Genomic DNA, 17,206 nt, shown 5'->3' with positions numbered 1-17,206 from the left:
TCCCGATCGCCATGGCGCTGAGGCAATGCGGATGGCTGGCACGGGCAAAACGACAGGCTCACTCTCGAAAACCAGAGCGGACTTTGAGCGATTCTTCTGCTCTGAGCCTGTTGCCGCGGGGGTGGAGGCGAGCAAAGCAACCCCTCCCCTCAACGCATCGGACGTTAAACCCATCGATCTTTGCATGGTTGATCTTTTCGACCATACTTATTTTCAGATTAAGGACGAAATGACAAGTATTGACGGATTCAATCGCATTGATCCGGAGGGCTGGGGCGAATGAAGCCGAAAGCATTTTGTGGCTGTGATCTGTCCTCGTCGCCGGGCAGATACGCCACTTCAACTTGTCCAGCAAGCACGAATCCTATCAATTATCAGATCAAGAGGTAGTTTTGGCTTTAGCGGCAGGGGGGTGGGATGAACCGAGCAGAGCTGGATCAACTCGTGGCCGAACGCATTGCGAGAACCCAGGAGCAACGGAGTCGATCGCGGCGCCTGATCGCCAAAGGACAGGCGCGCTATGCGGAAGAGGACGATGCCCGTCGTGAAGGCTTCGCCCGCCGAATGGCGGCGCGGGACCAGCCAGTGCCCGAAGGTGCGGAGACCACCCAGGGTGACACCGCTGATTTCGTCGACGCTGTGTTCCTCACGTTGGGAGCCCGGGCGGCCCGTTCCGTGGCCCACATCGTCGGCGACGAGGGTCGTACCTCGCTGGGCTCCGGGTTCATGATCAGTCCCAGCCTGTTCATCACCAACAATCACGTGCTGCTTGATGAGGAAACGGCTGCGACGGCATGGATCATGTTCAACTTTGAGCGCGGCGAGCGACTGGCAGCCGTCGAACCGTCTGTATTCAAATTGCGACCTGACCTCTTCTTCTACACGGTCGGCTGGAAGGATCTCGATTTCACGGTGGTCGCTGTGGGCGATCGCGTGCATGGTCGTGGGAGTCTCGCCGACCAGGGCTTCTGTCCTCTCAGCGATCGGCCCGATAAGCACGCTAAGGGTGCGGCCGTTAACATCGTCCAGCACCCCAATGGTTGGCACAAGAAAATCGTGCTGCGCGAAAACCGAATCATGGGTCGGCTCGACCGCGTCCTTCACTATGAGGCCGATACAGAAGGCGGATCGTCAGGATCGCCGGTCTTTAACGATGCATGGGAAGTTGTCGCTCTGCATCACTGGGGCAAGCCGTTCCTGGACACGCGCAGTGTCGATGGGCAAGAGATCCCGATCACAGTCAACGAAGGCGTGCGGATTAGCAGGATTGTCGAACACCTGCGAGCCTCTCTGCCAGAGATGGCCGATGGTGACAAACGTCATCTCCTTCGGGAAGCCCTAGACGTTACGCCGCCGTCGCATCCGCAAGAGATCCGTTCACCGGAGGGAGAAACGAGCATTGGTTCTGGAGGAGAGCGCACAATGGAGAACTCAAAGACGAAGGCGTCTGCATCCGAGGCTACCCTAATGATCCCGCTCGAGGTCTCCATCCGGCTACCAGGATATGCCGTTGACTCTCCTGCGCTCGCTCCTGTCTTGCGCTCCGAGACGCCCCCTCTGCCACCTCCAGACCATGTGTCCAGCGCGGCCTCCTCAGTACGGGTCGACACCGCGAGAGGCCCCGAGAAGGTTGTCCTTGATCGGAATTATCCTAACCGGCGTGGTTACGATCCAGGATTTCTGCCGGGTTACAAATTCCCTCTCAGCTCCATCGTCGCGCCCGTCCAAGGCTCCATTGCGCCACTCAAGCCGGATGAGCCAAACCACGAGGCCGGTGAACTGAAATATCAACATTTCAGCGTCATCATGAACGCCGATCGCCGATTTGCCTTCCTCACGGCAACCAACATCGACGGGTCCACTTACATCGACATTGATCGCGAAACCGGACTGCCGAGCGAGATCGGAGCGGAGGGAGAGACCTGGTACGACGATCCACGCATGGACCCGTCCTATTATGTCGGGCAAAGCTTTTACTCGGCGAACAGCACCTATTTTGACCGGGGTCATCTGACCCGCCGGACCGATCCGACTTGGGGGACCCCGGCCAAGGCGGTTCGCGCCAACGCGGACACGTTTCACCGAACCAATTGTACGCCTCAGCACTGGCTGTTCAACCAATCCCTCAAGTTCTGGCAGGGGATTGAACGCCACTATCTTGAGTTTGGCGCCACCATGGACCGATCGCGCATGACGGTCCTCCAGGGTCCGGTGTTCGGCCAGGACGATCCAGGCTATGACGATCTCGATGACCAGGGCGTTTTCGTTCCGCGGACATTCTGGAAGGTCATCATTCGGGTGATTGACGGCGAGCCCCGCGTGACCGGGTTTCTTGCCAGTCATGAGAGGCTCCTCAAGCGCCGGCGCACCACGTTGCGGGAGAACAAGGAAGTCGCCCCGGAAGTCGATGAATATCTCGCCTCCTTGCAGCGAATTGAACGGGTGACGGGTTTCGACATGAGCCATCTGAAGCCGCATGACACCTTCGAGGGGCAGGCCCCTGACGGAGCTGAGGGGAGTGGACTTCGGGTCATTCGGTCGTTCAGCGCCTTACCTTGAAAAAGGCCAGCGGTGGGCGAGCTATACTTTGGCGTTCTGGTCCGCTCCCTCAAGAAGGCCGCGACCGTTTGGGGTGCGGGAAGCGCCACGGCGCGGCAGCCACTCACCGCGGTGACCTTCGCCATCAGCTGGCTCGCTTAGGCTGAGCACGGCCGCTATGCCCAAGCCCTTGCGGACGGCACCTGTGGGCGAAAGGGCCTGAAGGTCAGTGGGACAGATGGCAGCATGAGCTGTCGCCGCAACACCAGTGTGCATTCCGCGCTGTCACTGCAGCAGCGCCCAGAATGTCGGTGAAGTCTGTCATACGAATGCGAACTCCGGCTGTTAGAATCCAAGTCCGCGCGAGGACCCGCCCCTGTGCTTCCCACATCAAGATGGATCTGGGGATGGCCCACTTCGATCTGGCGCTCAGCATCGGAATGACAGCTTGGCGCCGCCTCGGCTAGACGCTAGGAGAGTGCCGAGGGGGATTGGCTGTGGATTGGGAGAAAGTTCGGCTGTTCTATGAGGTGGCTCAGGCTGGCAACTTTACCCGTGCCGGCGCGAAACTCGGATTGAACCAATCCTCGATCAGCCGGATGATAGCGGCCCTCGAACGCGATCTGAAGGTGAAGCTGTTTCATCGTCACGCCCGCGGCCTGATCCTGACCGAGCACGGGGACGTTCTGTTTCGCAGCGCCCGTGACGTCTGGCAGCGCCTGGAGGCAACACACGCGCACCTGACGGACACCAAAGAGAGGCCAAGCGGGTATCTCAAGGTGACAGCGACGGTAGGCCTGGGTGGGACCTGGCTTGCCCGACGGATCTCCGAGTTTCTGGATCTCTATCCCGAGATTCAGATCGAGCTCATCCTGACCAATGATGAACTTGACCTTGCCATGCGGGAAGCCGACATCGCCATCCGGCTCCGGCAGCCGATCCAGGCCGATCTGATCCAGCGGCGGCTCTTCACGGTTCAATACTATCCCTACGCCGCACGCTCCTATCTCGAGCAGGTGGGAGAACCAAAGGGCATCGAGGATCTCGACCGTCACCGGATCGTTTGCCTGGGCGGTCATCAACCGGATTACATCCTGGAGATGCATCAACTCATCTCATTAGGGCGTGACTCCAATAACCCCCGTGAGCCACATCTGGTGGTCAATGACAGCATGGCATTGAAGCACGCCCTCCAGACCGGGGCCGGCGTTGGCATGGCGTCGGCGTACGCGATGCAGGGAGCACCGGGGATCGTGCGGATCCTTCGCGATCTCGATTGGCCCCATTTAGACACCTATCTCGTGTATCCGGAGGAAATGCGCTCGGTGGCGCGCCTGCAGGTGTTCCGCGACTTTCTGGTCATGAAGGCGAGGAGCTGGGCCTACTGAGCATGACCTGTGGGGCCGGAATGTCCGAGCATGATCCGGTTTGCCAGGGAGTCAAGCTGTCGCTCCGCCGGATGCTGCGATGGACGGCCGTGGGCCAAGCACGGATGGAGTGCCTTCCCGGGCTCCCCACCAGGCTTTCACCTGTACTCATCGTTTCCATTTCAACATCGCCTCAGCATTGGTTTTATCGGCTCTCTCCAACATCTTGAGCATCGCGTTTGGCCCGGGCACGAGAGCTCTCGGCGAGAGCGCTTCCGCAGAATCTGCCCAATATGCTCGATCATGGATTGAGGTAAGCGCGGCATGCCTTCGGTCACCGCGCGGCACTGCCGTCGGCCCCCGTTGGCGTGTGTCCCTCACCGTTCATCCGCGTGATGCCGGCGGGTCAGACCGAACGCGCAACAAAGAGATGGTTTTCAGATGAGCCCTGCGGCACAAAACGGCGCTCCGAGAGGCTCACCGTCGCGCCGATTTGGCTTGACCACTGGCGTGTCGCCCCAAACACAGATCTGCCCCCGTGTTGACCCGACGTTCGATCGTGATGAACGGCGCCAGCCTCTGCTCCATGGCAAGATCCTCGAGCAACTCAGCCGTCCCATGCAGGCCTCGGGACGTGAGCGGGCCTCATGAGGCTTCGAACGCAAAGGGCGGAAAGTCGACGAGGGTGGAAAAAGCGCTTGCCCCCTGGCTAACGGCCAAGTATCCCGGACTATCCCTGATCTGGTCCAGAATCAAGCCATCGCCGGCAAGGCAGGAGCCGAATTGACCGATCCGCTCAAGCCCCAGACGATCAGCCCCGACGGCGTCACCGCGCCGCTGCGCTATCCCGCCTTTCGGCGCATCTGGCTGGCGAGCCTGTTGTCCAATCTCGGCATCCTGATTCAGGGCGTCGGTGCGGCGTGGGCGATGACGCAGCTCACATCGTCGGCCGACAAGGTCGCGCTGGTGCAGACGGCCTTGCTGCTGCCGGTGATGCTGATTGCGCTCCCCGCCGGCGCCATTGCCGACATGCATGACCGCCGCATCGTGGCGCTGGTGGCGCTGGCGATTGAGATTTGCGGCGCAACCGCGCTGACCGGACTCGAGTGGCTGGGGCTCACCACGCCGGATCTGTTGCTGGGCCTGTGCTTTGTGGTTGGCAGCGGCATGGCGTTGATGGGCCCGGCCTGGCAAGCCTCTGTGAGCGAGCAGGTCCCGGCAGACACGCTGCCAGCAGCCATCGCGCTCAACGGGATCAGCTACAACATCGCGCGCAGCTTTGGGCCGGCGATCGGCGGCGTTGTGGTGGCGACCGCGGGCGCCGTCGCGGCCTTTGCATTGAATGCGCTGCTCTATCTGCCGCTGATGCTCGCGCTTGTCCTCTGGAAACGCGTCGCCGCGCCCTCGCGGCTGCCCCGCGAACAGCTGCGCCGCGCCATCGTGTCCGGCGTGCGCTACATCACCCATTCACCGTCGATCAAGATCGTGCTGACCCGCACCGTGGCCACGGGCATGATCGGGGGCTCGCTCTCGGCGCTGATGCCGCTGGTGGCGCGCGATCTCTTGCAGGGCGGTGCGCAGACGTACGGCATCATCCTCGGCGCCTTTGGCCTTGGTGCTGTTATCGGGGCGCTCGGCATGGGCGAGATGCGCAAGCGCATGAGTGGCGAGGCCGCGGTGCGCGCCTGCACGCTGGCGATGGGCGGCGCGATGGCGGCAGTGGCGCTGAGCCACGAGCTCGTCGTGACCGCGGCGGCGCTGGTCGTGGCGGGCGCGATGTGGATGATGGCAGTTGCGCTGTTCAATATTGGGGTCCAGCTTTCGGCGCCGCGCTGGGTCGCGGGCCGCGCGCTGGCGGCCTACCAGGCTGCGATCTCCGGCGGCATTGCCCTCGGCAGCTGGGGCTGGGGCCGGCTTACCGATGCCGCTGGCGTCGAGACCGCACTGCTGGTGTCGGCCGCGCTCATGCTGCTCTCGCCGCTGCTTGGGTCCTGGCTGCCCATGCCGCGCATCAGCGCGCGCGGCGACGAGGCCGAGGGGCTGGCTGATCCCGAGGTGCGGCTACCGCTGACTGGGCGCAGCGGGCCGCTGGTGGTGGAGATCGAATATCGCGTCGCGTCGGAGAAGGCGCGAGTCTTCCACACGCTGATGCAGGACGTCCAGCTGTTCCGTCAGCGCAACGGCGCCTATGGCTGGTCGCTGGCGCGCGACATCGCCGATCCTGAACTGTGGACTGAGCGTTATCGCTGCCCGACGTGGCTCGATTATTTGCGCCAGCGCAACCGCGCGACGCCATCGGAGCGCGCACTGGATCAGCAGGCGACGGCGTTCCACATCGGCCCTGAGCCCGTGCGCGTCCGCCGCATGCTGGAGCGCCCGTTCGGATCGGTGCGCTGGAAGGAAGAGGTGTCCGACCGGGCCGCGAACGAGGTCCTGCCCGGTCATTACACGCGCGGCGGGAGGCAATAGCACTCGTCCGTTCAGAACCAGAAGATCCGACGTTTCTGATTGAAGCGGACGTCGCACATGCCGCGTGTCAAGGCACTGTTCTCTTATTCCGGCACTTGAGCGTGGAGCATGACCATTGTCGATCCCTAGCGCGTCGGAACCGGCTGCTCGCCGCGATAATCGTAGAAGCCGCGCTTGGTCTTGCGTCCGAGCCAGCCGGCTTCGACATATTTCACGAGGAGCGGGCAGGGACGGTACTTGGAATCGGCCAAGCCCTCGTGAATGCCCTGCATGATCGACAGGCAGGTATCGAGGCCGATGAAATCGGCCAGCTGGAGCGGGCCCATGGGATGGTTGGCACCGAGCCGCATGGCCGTGTCAATGCCTTCCACCGAGCCGACGCCCTCGTAGAGGGTGTAGATCGCCTCGTTGATCATCGGCAGCAGAATGCGGTTGACGATGAAGGCCGGGAAGTCTTCCGACACCGTTGAGGTCTTGCCGAGCTTGGCGATGAACTCCTGGGCGGATTCGTAGGTCGCGTCGTCCGTTGCGATGCCACGGATCAGCTCGACGAGCTGCATCACCGGCACCGGATTCATGAAGTGAATGCCGATGAAGCGCTCCGGCCGGTCGGTGGCGGCAGCAAGACGCATGATCGAGATCGACGAGGTATTGGTGGCGAGCAGCGCATCCGGGTGGAGCGAGGGACAGAGATTGGTGAAGATCTTGCGCTTCACTTCCTCGTTCTCGGTCGCGGCTTCGATGACGAGGTCGCAGGCAGACAGATCGTCATAGGCCAGAGTGGGGCGGATGCGCTCGAGGGCGGCCTGGTGCTCGGCGTCGGAGATCACCCCCTTCGCAACCTGACGGGTGATGTTCTCGTTGATGGTCGCGAGCCCGGCGTTGATCCGATCCTCCGAGAGATCGTGGAGCTGGACGTTGAATCCCGCCAGCGAGCAGACATGGGCGATGCCGCTGCCCATCTGCCCTGCGCCGATCACGCCAACCGTTTTGATGGGACCAGTCATCTTGATACCTCACGCGTTTCGCTGCGTCTGAGCGGCACGGAAACAGGGAACGCAACAAACTCAGACACCAAGCAAGCCCCTCTCATCGGATGATGCACCCTCGCCTTTCAGGAGCATCGTGATCCGCATCAGGCCGTCCGCTCAGGCGGCTTTCCGTCTGGCGTCATCAACGAGGTCGACAGCGGCAGCCAGTTCGGGCTCATCGAAATCGAAGCAGCCGCAACTATCGAGGGTGGTGCCGGTGGCATGGCAGTAAACCTCCAGCCAAAAGGGCGGGATATCCCGCGACTTGTTTTCCGGCTGGGTCAACTCTGTCAGGCGCACCTCGACCGATCCAAATCTTGCCAACGTGGCGGTTTTCACGCCGCTGGCCTGGTCCGGCATCGCGGCGAGCTGAACATAAGCGCGAAGAATGCTGGGTTCGAGCGAGTCAGGATCGGGGACCATCGCATCAGAGCGCGCGCGAGAGGATAGTCGGGTCTGCGTCATTGAAGTCTCCATAAAGCCGCGTCCGATGGTTTGCCATTGAGTTCGACCTTGAACTCGGCGTGGGCTCCGGCCTTGATCTCGTCGACGGTGACGCCGTCGGCGAGGTCGATCAGGGTCATGCCGGTGCCGCCCCTCTGGTTGATGGTGGCAGCGCTGCGGCTCCACTCCCGGTCATCCTTCTGTCTGCCATGCGAGGCTGGCATGCTGCAGCTCACCCTATGGCAGTTGCACACACAAGTAGACGACAGTGAACGCGGATGAAGTGGCAGAGGCCATCAGACAAAGATCAATGACCATTCGTGGCCAATCGTTCACGATGCGGTTCACCATGACATCTCTTGAACGGTAAGGATTCATCGGATGTTCTCCCAGTGTCATCTGCAGTTCAGCGGTCAAGTGCTAGCCCGCGCTCGACTTGAATGCTGCTTTATCTCTCGTGCACGCTCTTGCAAGCATGGAAGGCTTGAGACGTCAGGTCAGGCTGGATTGTCATCGCTCAAGCCTCACAGGCTGCATCGCTGGTCCTGCTTGCGATCTCTCATCGAGGCCTCGGCTCGATGAGAGCTGCGTGGCCGCAATTGAGACGAGGTCGGAGAAAAACGGTTCCGTCACGAGCGCGAGTGCCGTCCCGGCCTCACTGAGGATCACGGTGGTATGCTCCAGAATGATAGCCGGTTGGGCGTGGCGCGTTGGGGCGCTGAGCTGCGATGGATCCTCAGACGGATCAGCCGTGAGGGGTTGAATATGCGCAGCGAGCGTGCGGCGGGACGGACGGAGCCGAGCAATGACGGCGCCAAAGGGCAGATCGGTCGTTTGCAGAACATTCTCCATGCCCGCCACCAGGCGTTGCGGCACGAACCAATTCTGAGCCACCGCGAGCGCCAGTGCGCCCCGCAGGATGTGAACCTGCCGGAAATCGACGCTTACAGAAGCGGCGGGGGCTACAGCGGCTCTCACGTCGTCCGGCGCGGCTGACAGCGCGTGCCGCTGATGGCACGTGACGCTGATCGGTCCCTGCGCGAGGCCATGCTCGTCGCACCACGCCAGGAGGGTTTCGGCGGCCGTCGCCCCGGCGATCAGGCGGGTGCTCAGGTCCTGGACGAGAGCATCAGTGTGGGATCGTGCCGTCAGGACGGTCGCGGTCCTTTCGCGGCAGCCGGGTCCTGCCGCCCCTTCGCAACCATCCGCGAGAGGCCGGGGGCAAGCGGCAAGGCGATGCCCTGCGCCGGTGCTGGTTCGGTCAGAGATGCCATCTAGCTGACACCCGGCTAGCGTTGAGCGTGATGCTCCGACGGCGGGTGTCTGCCTCTGTCGTGAGACCCAGTTGCGCTGATGCAGGTTGCCCATAGCCCACCTTGATTGCACGCGTTGCTGTTATTCGGACCCTCGCTTCAGGCCAGGTCCATGCTGACCCTGGTTCCACTCACCGGATCGAGGATTGTCGAGGACCCGCGCCTTGGGCGGAGTTCGGGGTGAGAGACCTCTCGGTCAACACGCATCGAAACCGAGGCTGTTAACATGTGCTGTCGGCGCTCGTTCCTGACCGTGACCCTGACATGAGGCACCTCGGCTTTGAGCAACTGATGACGAGCGATCTCTAACGCACTCCGGGTGGCTTCGTGATCGGCCGCCGCCACGGTCTCCAGGTCAAGGCCGGTGTGATCCGGCAAGCAACTCGGTCCCAATTGGACATCGAAATAGAACAGAGGCATGCGCAAATTCCTTCAAAAAATATCGCGATGCTGCGCCAGGACGAGATCTGTTCCGCTGTCACAAGCGACATCAAGGACCAGGTTGTCGATCAGGCGGGTCGTTCCGACACAGGCGGCGACACACAGCACGGCGGGCTGCTCAACCAAACTCAGGATGGCTTCGCATGTCGGTTTTGATCCCGCTTTCCACCGAGGCCGAACCATCCTTAACCTTCAAATTAACACCGCCGGTGGGGTGAAAATCATCCAACTTTCGCATTGTCGTGCAGGAAACGGGCCAATTTAATAGCTAAATTGCAATAATTCGTCTTGGTGAGCCGCCCCGCTTCGACCAGGCATCCGCATCGGCAGGAAGGTTCACAAGTCTCGGCAGATCGAACTGATGTTGGCCCTGTCGGGCGGCGCTGGACGACAGAACGCAAACTGCAGATCCTTGAAGAAAGCGATCTTAGCAAAAGTGCGCCGAAAGCCCGCTTGCTTCAGGGAGAGGATGGACAGGCGCATGCGGCGCCAGCCGCATGAAGGATTGTCTTGAACCTTGGTCATGGCGACCACATATCGGAAGCCATGGCCGCAACAGACTGAGAACGCGCTTACCTGACGTTCAGCTTTCGCGTCAAGGACGCGACGAGCGGCAAGCCGCTGGTTTCGCTCGGCACTGCCACCAACACGGTCTGGAACGACGTCAACGAGATCAGCGAGCGGTCGGCGCGCCGGGGCCCGCAATGGGCGACGACAAAGCAGCTGCGCGATCTGACCAAGGGGGCGAGCAAAGAACTCGGTCTGCCCTCCCAGATGATCCAGGAGATCATCGACGCGTTTATCGCCAAGCGGAAGCAGGCCCACCGGCCAAAGCTTCGATGGCGGGTCAGCCGAGGCCCCCGCCGATCGCTGGGCTGGATCCCGTTCACCCATCAGGACGTCAAAATCAACGGTTCGATCGCCTTCTTCCGCGGCCGCAAGATCCGGTTGTGGAAGCACCGGGACATCCAGGGCCGGTTCAAGTCTGGCAACTTCTCGCAGGACGCACGGGGCCGCTGGTATTGCAACATCGTCTGCGAGGTTGAGCGCCAGACCATCAACCGGACGCACATTGTCGGCATCGATCTTGGACATAAGACAGCAGCGAAGTGCTCCGACGGACAGGAGTTGCTTCAGGCGCGGTTCTACCGCGACCTGGAGGACAAGCTGGCCGAGGCGCAGCGTGCTGGTCGCAAGCGGCAGGTCCAGGCGATTCATGCCAAGATTGCCAACCGGAGAAAGGACACGCTCCACAAGTTCTCCCGGGCGGTGGTGAACCGATCTGGCGCCGTGTTTGTCGGCAACATCTCATCCACTTGGCAGATCGCATCGGGCGCCGCAAAGGCGACGCACGATGTGAGCTGGTCGATGCTGCGCAACTTCCTGAAGTACAAGTGCGATCACGCAGGAGTTGCTTTTGCAGAGGTGGATGAGTCCTACACAACGCAAGCCTGTTCTGGGTGCGATGCACGCAGCGGCCCACACGGCCGAGAAGGTCTTGCGGTCAGGCTAGGGGTATGCAGCGAGTGCGGGTCGGCTCACGACCGCGATCGGACTGCTGCGCTGACCATTGCCCGTCTCGGGTGCGAGACGCTTGGTCTGAAGGGACCAGGAAGCCTCGTCCTTTAGGGCGCGGAGGCATCGCCAATCATAGACAGCGGCATTCGAGAGAGGGTCGATCCCACCCGCTTGGGTCGGGCGGATGTCCCGCCCAACGGCTGAGCGGAGCACGGCTGAGAATTGCAATGCTGAGGGAACTTGGACCGATCGGATCTTGGTGACCTTAGGGCCCTGCGCGTACGTCGCGGTGTCTGGCGTGTGACGACCCGCTGTGACCAGCGAAAGCCGATCTCATTGAAGGAGAGATCTGCCCGATGCGAATGGATGTGGTGGAACGCACCTGAGACGGTGCGGCGGACCCGGTCATTGAAGCCCGCCGCTGAACTGACGTGAACCGGGCCACGCGCATCCTCGCGAGCCGGATGATGGACAGAGTCATGGGCCGAGAGAGATGAAGGCTTTCCATTCATCGCTCATCAGATGCGCTTGCAGGTCGACAACGGTACTGAGCACCCGGTCGGTTTCGGCTTCCGACAACTCCTCACGACTGCTGCCCGAGTGTCTCTAGATTTGGCCGAACCTTTGTTGTTCAAAAATTGGCTCAACAAATGTCAGGAGTTCCTCTTGCTCTCAGGCCAAACGAAATCCCCAGCGAACCGAGCCACAATTGCGCCCGGACAAACAGGACCAAAATCGTTCATCTCCTGCCCCTGCCTGCTTTCGATTGGCCGAACGCTTGAACCTTCGCGTGCTTGAAAGACGACGTCTTCTGATATCCCTCCCTCCCCGCAACTGATCGGAACCGGCTACGGCCTGGTCTCCCGCCGCACCGCCAGGACATTGCGGATCGAAAAACTGGAATGGATCCGCGACACGCCGGGAAGCGTCGACAGCACCTCTTTGTGAATCCGCTCGAATTCGCCAGCATTGCCCACTTCCACACGCAGCAGGTAATCCGAGCCGCCGGTCATCAGATAACATTCCCGAATCTCCGGATGCTTGCGGACGGCCGCCTCAAACCGATCCAGGTAATCTTCGGTCTGCCGCTCCAGGGTGATGTTGATGATCACGGCGATCGTCGCCTCGCCCGTCGCGGTGTCGACCAGGGCGGTGTAGCCGCGGATCACGCCGGCCTGTTCCATGATCTTGATGCGCCGGAGACAGGCCGATGGCGACAGGCCGACCTCACCGGCCAGCTTGGCGTTGCTCATGCGGGCATCGAGACGCAGGAGCCTCAGGATGTTGCGGTCGATCGTGTCGAGACCCGTCATGATAGAAAATTCCAAAATTTAGAACACTATGCGGCGTTGGCGCCACATTTTGCAACAATCAAGCACAGATAGGCGGACAATTTCGCTCCTTATTTCATACAGTGCCCCTCGATCAAGAGGGCGAAGATGGGCAGCATGCTTTCAGTTTCCGATGTGAGCACGGGCGCCGAGGTCCAGGGAGCCACCGGCTTTTTGACGATTGACCTTTCCGCCCTTGGCCGCAATTACGACAGGCTGGCGTCGATCGTCGCGCCGAGCCGCGTGGCTGCTGTGGTCAAGGCCGATGCCTACGGCTTGGGCGCCGAGCGGGTCGCCACGATCCTCTCCCGCAAAGGCTGCCGGCAGTTCTTCGTCGCCCACCTCAATGAGGCCATGGCGCTGCGGCCCGTGCTCCCGCGCGACGCGCAGATCTTTGTGCTCAACGGGCTGCAGCCCGGCCAAGAGATTGCTTGCACTGAGGGCGGCATCATTCCGGTTCTCAACGCGATGGAGCAGTGGCGGCGATGGTCGACGACGGCCCGCGCCCTGAACCGTACCCTGTCGGCTGTGCTGCAGTTCGATACGGGGATGTCGCGCCTCGGCTTTCCGCCGGACGAACGCCCGGCCCTGGCGGAAGCCCTCAGATCGGACGGGACTGTCGAGGTCCTGTTCATCATGAGCCACCTGGCGTCGGCGGACGAGCCGGACAGTGACCAGAACGGCGAGCAGCTGGCCGCAATGAGACGCATTGCCGTCGAGTTTCCTGATTTCGACATGTCCTTCGCCAATTCGGGCGGCGTGTTTCTCGGCGATGCCTATCAGGGCGCCCTCGCCCGTCCCGGCATCGCGCTCTACGGCGGCGCGCCGACGGCCGGGGTACCGAACCCGATGGAGCCGGTCGTCAGCCTCGCTGTCGCTGTCGTGCAGGTCCGCACCGTGCCGGCCGGCACAAAGGTCGGCTATGGCGGTGCTCATGTCACACAGGGAGCAGCGCGTCTGGCGACGATTGCCGCAGGCTATGCCGACGGCCTTCCCCGCAGCCTGGGCGATCGCGGCGCCGTCTACCATGAGGGCGTGCGCCTGCCGATCGTCGGCCGCGTATCGATGGACAGCATCACCGTCGATGTGTCCGCCCTACCGGAGGGCACTCTGACGTTGGGCAGCTTTGTCGAAGTCCTGGGCCCGCACCAGACCCTGGAGGACCTGGCACGGGACGCCGGCACCATCGCCTACGAAATCCTGACCCGTCTCGGGTCCCGCTATCAGCGCCGCTACCGCTGACCCTTTCTTTCCCGTGAGGACATCATGAAAGTCATCGTTCTCGGCGCCGGTATCATTGGCGTGACCACCGCCTATCAGCTGGCCAAGGCCGGGCATGAAGTGACGGTCATCGACCGCCAGCCGGGCCCGGCGCTGGAAACGAGCTTTGCCAATGCCGGCGAAGTTTCCTTCGGCTATTGCTCGCCCTGGGCCGCACCCGGCATTCCGATGAAGGCGGTGAAGTGGCTGTTCATGCAACACGCGCCGCTGATCCTGCGCCCGAAGGTCGATGCCGCCATGCTGTCCTGGCTGGTGAGGATGCTCGCCAACTGCACCGCCGAGCGTTATGCCATCAACAAGAGCCGCATGCTGCGGCTCGCCGACTATAGTCGCCTCTCGCTTGCCGCGTTGCGCGCGGAAACCGGCATCACCTATGACGAGCGCATGCAGGGCACCCTGCAATTGTTCCGCACCCAGGCGCAGCTCGATGCCTCGGCCAAGGACGTCAAGGCGCTCGCCGCCGACGGCATTCCGTACGAGGTTCTCGACCGCGATGGCTGCATGCGCGTCGAGCCGGCCCTGAGCCATGTGCGGGAGAAAATCGTTGGCGGCCTTCTGACGCCCAACGACGAGACCGGTGACTGTTTCAAGTTCACCAATGCGCTGGCGGCGAAGGCGGAAGAGCTCGGCGTGCGCTTCTTCTGGGGCACCGAGATCAAGGGGCTGGGGGTCGAAGGCGGTCGCGTGCGCGGCGTCGTCACACGCCGCGACAACCTCTCCGCCGATGCCGTCGTCGTCGCGCTCGGCAGCTATTCGCCGCTCATGCTGAAGCCGCTTGGCATTCGTTTGCCTGTCTATCCGGTGAAGGGATATTCGTTGACCATTCCCATCACCGATGCCGCACGCGCGCCGGAATCGACCGTGATGGACGAGACCTACAAGATCGCCATCACCCGGCTCGGCGACCGCATCCGCGTCGGCGGCATGGCGGAGATTTCCGGCTATACCAACGATCTCGGCCCGGCGCGCCGCCGCACGCTGGAGCATTCCGTCATGGATCTCTTCCCCGGCGGCGATGTCAGCCAGGCTTCGTTCTGGTCGGGCTTAAGGCCGATGACGCCGGACGGCACGCCGGTGATCGGCCCGACGACAATCGCCGGCCTGTTCCTCAACACCGGCCATGGCACGCTCGGCTGGACGATGAGCTCCGGCTCGGCCCGTGTGATCGCCGATCTCGTTTCGGGCCGCCAGCCGGAGATCGATGCGACCGACCTGGCGATGGCCCGTTACGCCTGACCGCACCTCATCCCAGTCTCATTCACGGAGGATTGTCCATGATCGCTGAAGTTTCTACCGCTGACGCCCCCGGCGCTGTCGGCCCTTACTCGCAGGCCATCAAGGTCGGCACCCTGTTGTTCGTGTCCGGACAGCTGCCGCTTGATCCCGCCACAGGCGAGTTCAACGCGGCCAACGCTGTGGAGCAGACCGAACAATGCCTGAAGAACCTCGCCGCGATCGCCAGGGCTGCCGGCACCGAGTTGTCCAGAACCGTGAAGACGACGGTGCTCCTGACCGACCTTGCCGATTTCGCGGAAGTCAATCGCGTCTATGCCGGGTTCTTCACGCCCCCTTATCCCGCCCGTGCCTGCTATGAGGTGAAGGCGCTGCCGAAGGGCGCGAAGGTCGAAATCGAGGCTGTCATCGCTCTCGACTAATCGTCCGCTCGACTAATCGCCTGAGAGCGGTATCGGGCAAACAAAGGCCGGAGTGATGGCTTTTGCCCACTCCGGCACTGTCGTTTGATGCGCTGATCCGTTATTCACTGCACCGCTCGAACTTCAAAGCTGCAAGGGAGGGATCGGGATGACCGTGACGCAGGCGTTGGCCAAGCACCTCAAAAATCCCGAACTGTTTGTCGATCTGGCCGCCGTACCCGATATGAACGGGGTGGAACCGGTGAACCGGTTTTCGGTGTCCAACCCCTCCACCGGTGAACGGCTGGCCGAACTGCCGGACATGGATGTCGAGGATGTCTCGAGGGCCATCAACAAGGCTCATGCTGTGCAGGGACATTGGGCCGGACTGACGGCCCGCGAGCGCTCTGACATCCTGTGGGAATGGCACCGGCTGATCCTTGAATACCGCGGGGATCTTGCGGCCATCCTGACGGCGGAAATGGGTAAACCCGTCGCGGAAGCGCAATCAGAAATCACCCATGCGGCGGCCTATATCCAATGGTACGCCGAGGAGGCCAATCGCATCTATGGCGAGACGATTGCGGCGCCGGCCAACGACAGGCGGATGCTGGTGATCAAACAGCCCGTCGGCGTCGTCGGGGCGATCACGCCGTGGAATTTTCCCGCCTCGATGGTCGCGCGCAAGATTGCACCGGCGCTCGCCGCCGGCTGCACCGTCGTGCTGAAGCCTGCGGAGCAAACGCCTCTTGTGGCCGGCGCCATGGTCAGGCTCGCGGGTATGGCAGGGTTGCCTGCGGGCGTTCTCAATCTCATTTACGCGTCGGACGGCGATGCGGTTGGCCGCGAGCTCTGCGGCAATCCCAAGGTGCGCAAGATCAGCTTTACCGGATCGACCGAGGTCGGACGGCTGCTCATGCGACAGTGTTCAGACCAGATCAAGCGGATTAGTTTCGAACTTGGCGGCAACGCTCCTTTCATCGTGTTCGACGATGCCGATATCGACGCCGCCGTCGATGGCGCGCTCCAGGCGAAGTTCCGCAACGCCGGCCAGACCTGCGTATCCGCCAACCGGATTTACGTGCAGGCCAGCGTGCATGATGAGTTTGCCGAGAAATTCACGCGACGGGTGCGCGCGTTCGTGGTCGGCGATGGGTTCCAGCCGGATGTCGCGATCGGTCCGCTGATTGATGCCCGGGCACTGGCGAAGATTGAGGGCCATGTGGCCGATGCTGTGCACAAAGGCGGAAAGGTCCGGTGCGGGGGCCGCCGGATCGGCACTGCGGGAACATTCTTCGAGCCCACTGTGATTACGGACGTGGTGGGCACGATGCAGTTGGCCCAGGAGGAAACCTTCGGACCGTTGGCCCCGATCATCCGCTTCGACGATCCCGGTCAGGTCGTCCGCGAGGCGAACGACACCATTTACGGTCTTGCCGCCTACTTCTATGCATCAAACCTCAAGCGGGTCTGGCACGTCGCTGAAGCCCTCGAATATGGCATGGTCGGCATCAACACCGGGCGCATGTCGTCCGAAGCCGCGCCCTTCGGCGGCATCAAGCAGTCAGGGATCGGTCGCGAGGGATCGCGTCATGGTTTGGAGGATTATCTCGAGATGAAGTACCTCTGCATGGGAGGGCTGTAACCCTGGAGCGCTACGGGCAGCGATGCGCCTTGCCCCCTGCCCTCACCGCGCCGCAGGACCGTGGGCGGGCTTGCCGGCGTCGCGCCAGCAGACGTGACGCTCCAGACGCGGCCACTCTCCACGCGCGCTGGGATCAGCGTAAGATCTATGCCTAATCGCACGGCGGCATTATCAACCACCGCTACTTTTGAGAC

Annotated in this window: 18 protein-coding genes; 12 read left to right on the top strand and 6 right to left on the bottom strand. The window is 62.2% G+C overall.

The features are described from left to right. Positions 1-31: 31 nt before the first annotated feature. From JO965_RS30690 to JO965_RS30675, 5 genes are all read left to right on the top strand, one after another. Positions 32-283 carry a hypothetical protein gene (locus JO965_RS30690; protein ID WP_203444671.1) on the top strand — a complete coding sequence of 84 codons (252 nt, stop codon included), beginning with the start codon at positions 32-34 and terminating at the stop codon, positions 281-283. 134 nt (positions 284-417) lie between these two features. After that, the gene (locus JO965_RS30685) at positions 418-2,559 is read left to right on the top strand and encodes a DNA/RNA non-specific endonuclease (protein ID WP_203444670.1); all 2,142 of its coding nucleotides are present in this window, start codon (positions 418-420) and stop codon (positions 2,557-2,559) included. A 12-nt stretch (positions 2,560-2,571) separates the two neighbouring features. Further along, on the top strand, positions 2,572-2,700 hold the full coding sequence (locus JO965_RS48990; protein WP_256451922.1) for a hypothetical protein: 129 nt from the start codon (positions 2,572-2,574) through the stop codon (positions 2,698-2,700). A gap of 335 nt (positions 2,701-3,035) precedes the next feature. Further along, positions 3,036-3,926, top strand: coding sequence for a LysR family transcriptional regulator (locus tag JO965_RS30680; protein WP_203444669.1), 891 nt, complete (start codon positions 3,036-3,038; stop codon positions 3,924-3,926). A 762-nt stretch (positions 3,927-4,688) separates the two neighbouring features. Beyond that, a complete protein-coding gene (locus tag JO965_RS30675) occupies positions 4,689-6,374 on the top strand; it encodes an MFS transporter (protein WP_203444668.1) in 1,686 nt (561 codons plus the stop codon). Positions 6,375-6,499: 125 nt separating this feature from the next. Here JO965_RS30675 and JO965_RS30670 read toward each other — a convergent pair whose 3' ends face one another. From JO965_RS30670 to JO965_RS30655, 4 genes are all read right to left on the bottom strand, one after another. Beyond that, positions 6,500-7,381 carry a 3-hydroxybutyryl-CoA dehydrogenase gene (locus tag JO965_RS30670; RefSeq protein ID WP_203444667.1) on the bottom strand — a complete coding sequence of 294 codons (882 nt, stop codon included), beginning with the start codon at positions 7,379-7,381 and terminating at the stop codon, positions 6,500-6,502. 141 nt (positions 7,382-7,522) lie between these two features. Continuing rightward, positions 7,523-7,870, bottom strand: a complete 348-nt coding sequence (locus tag JO965_RS30665) for a hypothetical protein (RefSeq protein ID WP_203444666.1) — start codon at positions 7,868-7,870, stop codon at positions 7,523-7,525. Next, positions 7,867-8,073: a hypothetical protein gene (locus JO965_RS30660; RefSeq protein WP_203444665.1), complete on the bottom strand. Its 207-nt coding sequence runs from the start codon at positions 8,071-8,073 to the stop codon at positions 7,867-7,869. The genes JO965_RS30665 and JO965_RS30660 overlap by 4 nt, the downstream gene beginning before the upstream one ends. 286 nt (positions 8,074-8,359) lie before the next feature. Further along, the gene (locus JO965_RS30655) at positions 8,360-8,827 is read right to left on the bottom strand and encodes a hypothetical protein (protein ID WP_203444664.1); all 468 of its coding nucleotides are present in this window, start codon (positions 8,825-8,827) and stop codon (positions 8,360-8,362) included. A 33-nt stretch (positions 8,828-8,860) separates the two neighbouring features. Between JO965_RS30655 and JO965_RS30650 the strand changes: the two genes are divergently transcribed. Beyond that, on the top strand, positions 8,861-9,127 hold the full coding sequence (locus tag JO965_RS30650) for a hypothetical protein (protein ID WP_203444663.1): 267 nt from the start codon (positions 8,861-8,863) through the stop codon (positions 9,125-9,127). A 134-nt stretch (positions 9,128-9,261) separates the two neighbouring features. On the opposite strand, the gene JO965_RS49600 is transcribed toward JO965_RS30650, so the two are convergent. Further along, positions 9,262-9,582, bottom strand: coding sequence for a hypothetical protein (locus JO965_RS49600; protein ID WP_371826909.1), 321 nt, complete (start codon positions 9,580-9,582; stop codon positions 9,262-9,264). Between JO965_RS49600 and JO965_RS30645 the strand changes: the two genes are divergently transcribed. Both JO965_RS30645 and JO965_RS30640 read left to right on the top strand, forming a co-directional pair. After that, positions 9,490-9,759 (top strand): hypothetical protein, encoded by a 270-nt coding sequence (locus tag JO965_RS30645; RefSeq protein WP_203444662.1) that lies wholly within the window; start codon positions 9,490-9,492, stop codon positions 9,757-9,759. The genes JO965_RS49600 and JO965_RS30645 overlap by 93 nt on opposite strands. 420 nt (positions 9,760-10,179) lie before the next feature. Next, positions 10,180-11,232, top strand: a complete 1,053-nt coding sequence (locus JO965_RS30640; protein WP_371826961.1) for an RNA-guided endonuclease InsQ/TnpB family protein — start codon at positions 10,180-10,182, stop codon at positions 11,230-11,232. A 737-nt stretch (positions 11,233-11,969) separates the two neighbouring features. Here the strand turns inward: JO965_RS30640 and JO965_RS30630 are convergent. Further along, positions 11,970-12,434, bottom strand: a complete 465-nt coding sequence (locus JO965_RS30630) for an Lrp/AsnC family transcriptional regulator (RefSeq protein WP_203444659.1) — start codon at positions 12,432-12,434, stop codon at positions 11,970-11,972. 126 nt (positions 12,435-12,560) lie between these two features. Here JO965_RS30630 and alr point away from each other — a divergent pair, with 126 nt between their 5' ends. The 4 genes from alr (at position 12,561) to JO965_RS30610 (ending at position 17,012) form a co-directional block, all read left to right on the top strand. Beyond that, on the top strand, positions 12,561-13,694 hold the full coding sequence (gene alr / locus JO965_RS30625; protein WP_203444658.1) for an alanine racemase: 1,134 nt from the start codon (positions 12,561-12,563) through the stop codon (positions 13,692-13,694). A 24-nt stretch (positions 13,695-13,718) separates the two neighbouring features. Then, positions 13,719-14,969, top strand: coding sequence for a D-amino acid dehydrogenase (locus JO965_RS30620; RefSeq protein ID WP_203444657.1), 1,251 nt, complete (start codon positions 13,719-13,721; stop codon positions 14,967-14,969). A gap of 38 nt (positions 14,970-15,007) precedes the next feature. Next, a complete protein-coding gene (locus JO965_RS30615; protein ID WP_203444656.1) occupies positions 15,008-15,388 on the top strand; it encodes a RidA family protein in 381 nt (126 codons plus the stop codon). Positions 15,389-15,536: 148 nt separating this feature from the next. Next, positions 15,537-17,012 (top strand): NAD-dependent succinate-semialdehyde dehydrogenase, encoded by a 1,476-nt coding sequence (locus tag JO965_RS30610; protein WP_203444655.1) that lies wholly within the window; start codon positions 15,537-15,539, stop codon positions 17,010-17,012. The last annotated feature ends 194 nt before the right edge of the window (positions 17,013-17,206 follow it).

This window comes from Microvirga sp. VF16 (assembly GCF_016864375.1).
GTDB lineage: Bacteria > Pseudomonadota > Alphaproteobacteria > Rhizobiales > Beijerinckiaceae > Microvirga.
This window is presented reverse-complemented; position numbering and strand designations above follow the sequence as displayed.

Bases quoted from the DNA above. Each gene is read 5' to 3' on its own strand.
- JO965_RS30615 (WP_203444656.1), top strand. From the start codon at position 15,008: ATGATCGCTGAAGTTTCTACCGCTGACGCCCCCGGCGCTGTCGGCCCT.
- alr (WP_203444658.1), top strand. From the start codon at position 12,561: ATGGGCAGCATGCTTTCAGTTTCCGATGTGAGCACGGGCGCCGAGGTC.
- JO965_RS30665 (WP_203444666.1), bottom strand. From the start codon at position 7,870: ATGACGCAGACCCGACTATCCTCTCGCGCGCGCTCTGATGCGATGGTC.
- JO965_RS30630 (WP_203444659.1), bottom strand. From the start codon at position 12,434: ATGACGGGTCTCGACACGATCGACCGCAACATCCTGAGGCTCCTGCGT.
- JO965_RS30620 (WP_203444657.1), top strand. From the start codon at position 13,719: ATGAAAGTCATCGTTCTCGGCGCCGGTATCATTGGCGTGACCACCGCC.
- JO965_RS49600 (WP_371826909.1), bottom strand. From the start codon at position 9,582: ATGCCTCTGTTCTATTTCGATGTCCAATTGGGACCGAGTTGCTTGCCG.
- JO965_RS30670 (WP_203444667.1), bottom strand. From the start codon at position 7,381: ATGACTGGTCCCATCAAAACGGTTGGCGTGATCGGCGCAGGGCAGATG.
- JO965_RS30660 (WP_203444665.1), bottom strand. From the start codon at position 8,073: ATGCCAGCCTCGCATGGCAGACAGAAGGATGACCGGGAGTGGAGCCGC.
- JO965_RS30610 (WP_203444655.1), top strand. From the start codon at position 15,537: ATGACCGTGACGCAGGCGTTGGCCAAGCACCTCAAAAATCCCGAACTG.
- JO965_RS30650 (WP_203444663.1), top strand. From the start codon at position 8,861: ATGGCACGTGACGCTGATCGGTCCCTGCGCGAGGCCATGCTCGTCGCA.
- JO965_RS30685 (WP_203444670.1), top strand. From the start codon at position 418: ATGAACCGAGCAGAGCTGGATCAACTCGTGGCCGAACGCATTGCGAGA.
- JO965_RS30690 (WP_203444671.1), top strand. From the start codon at position 32: ATGGCTGGCACGGGCAAAACGACAGGCTCACTCTCGAAAACCAGAGCG.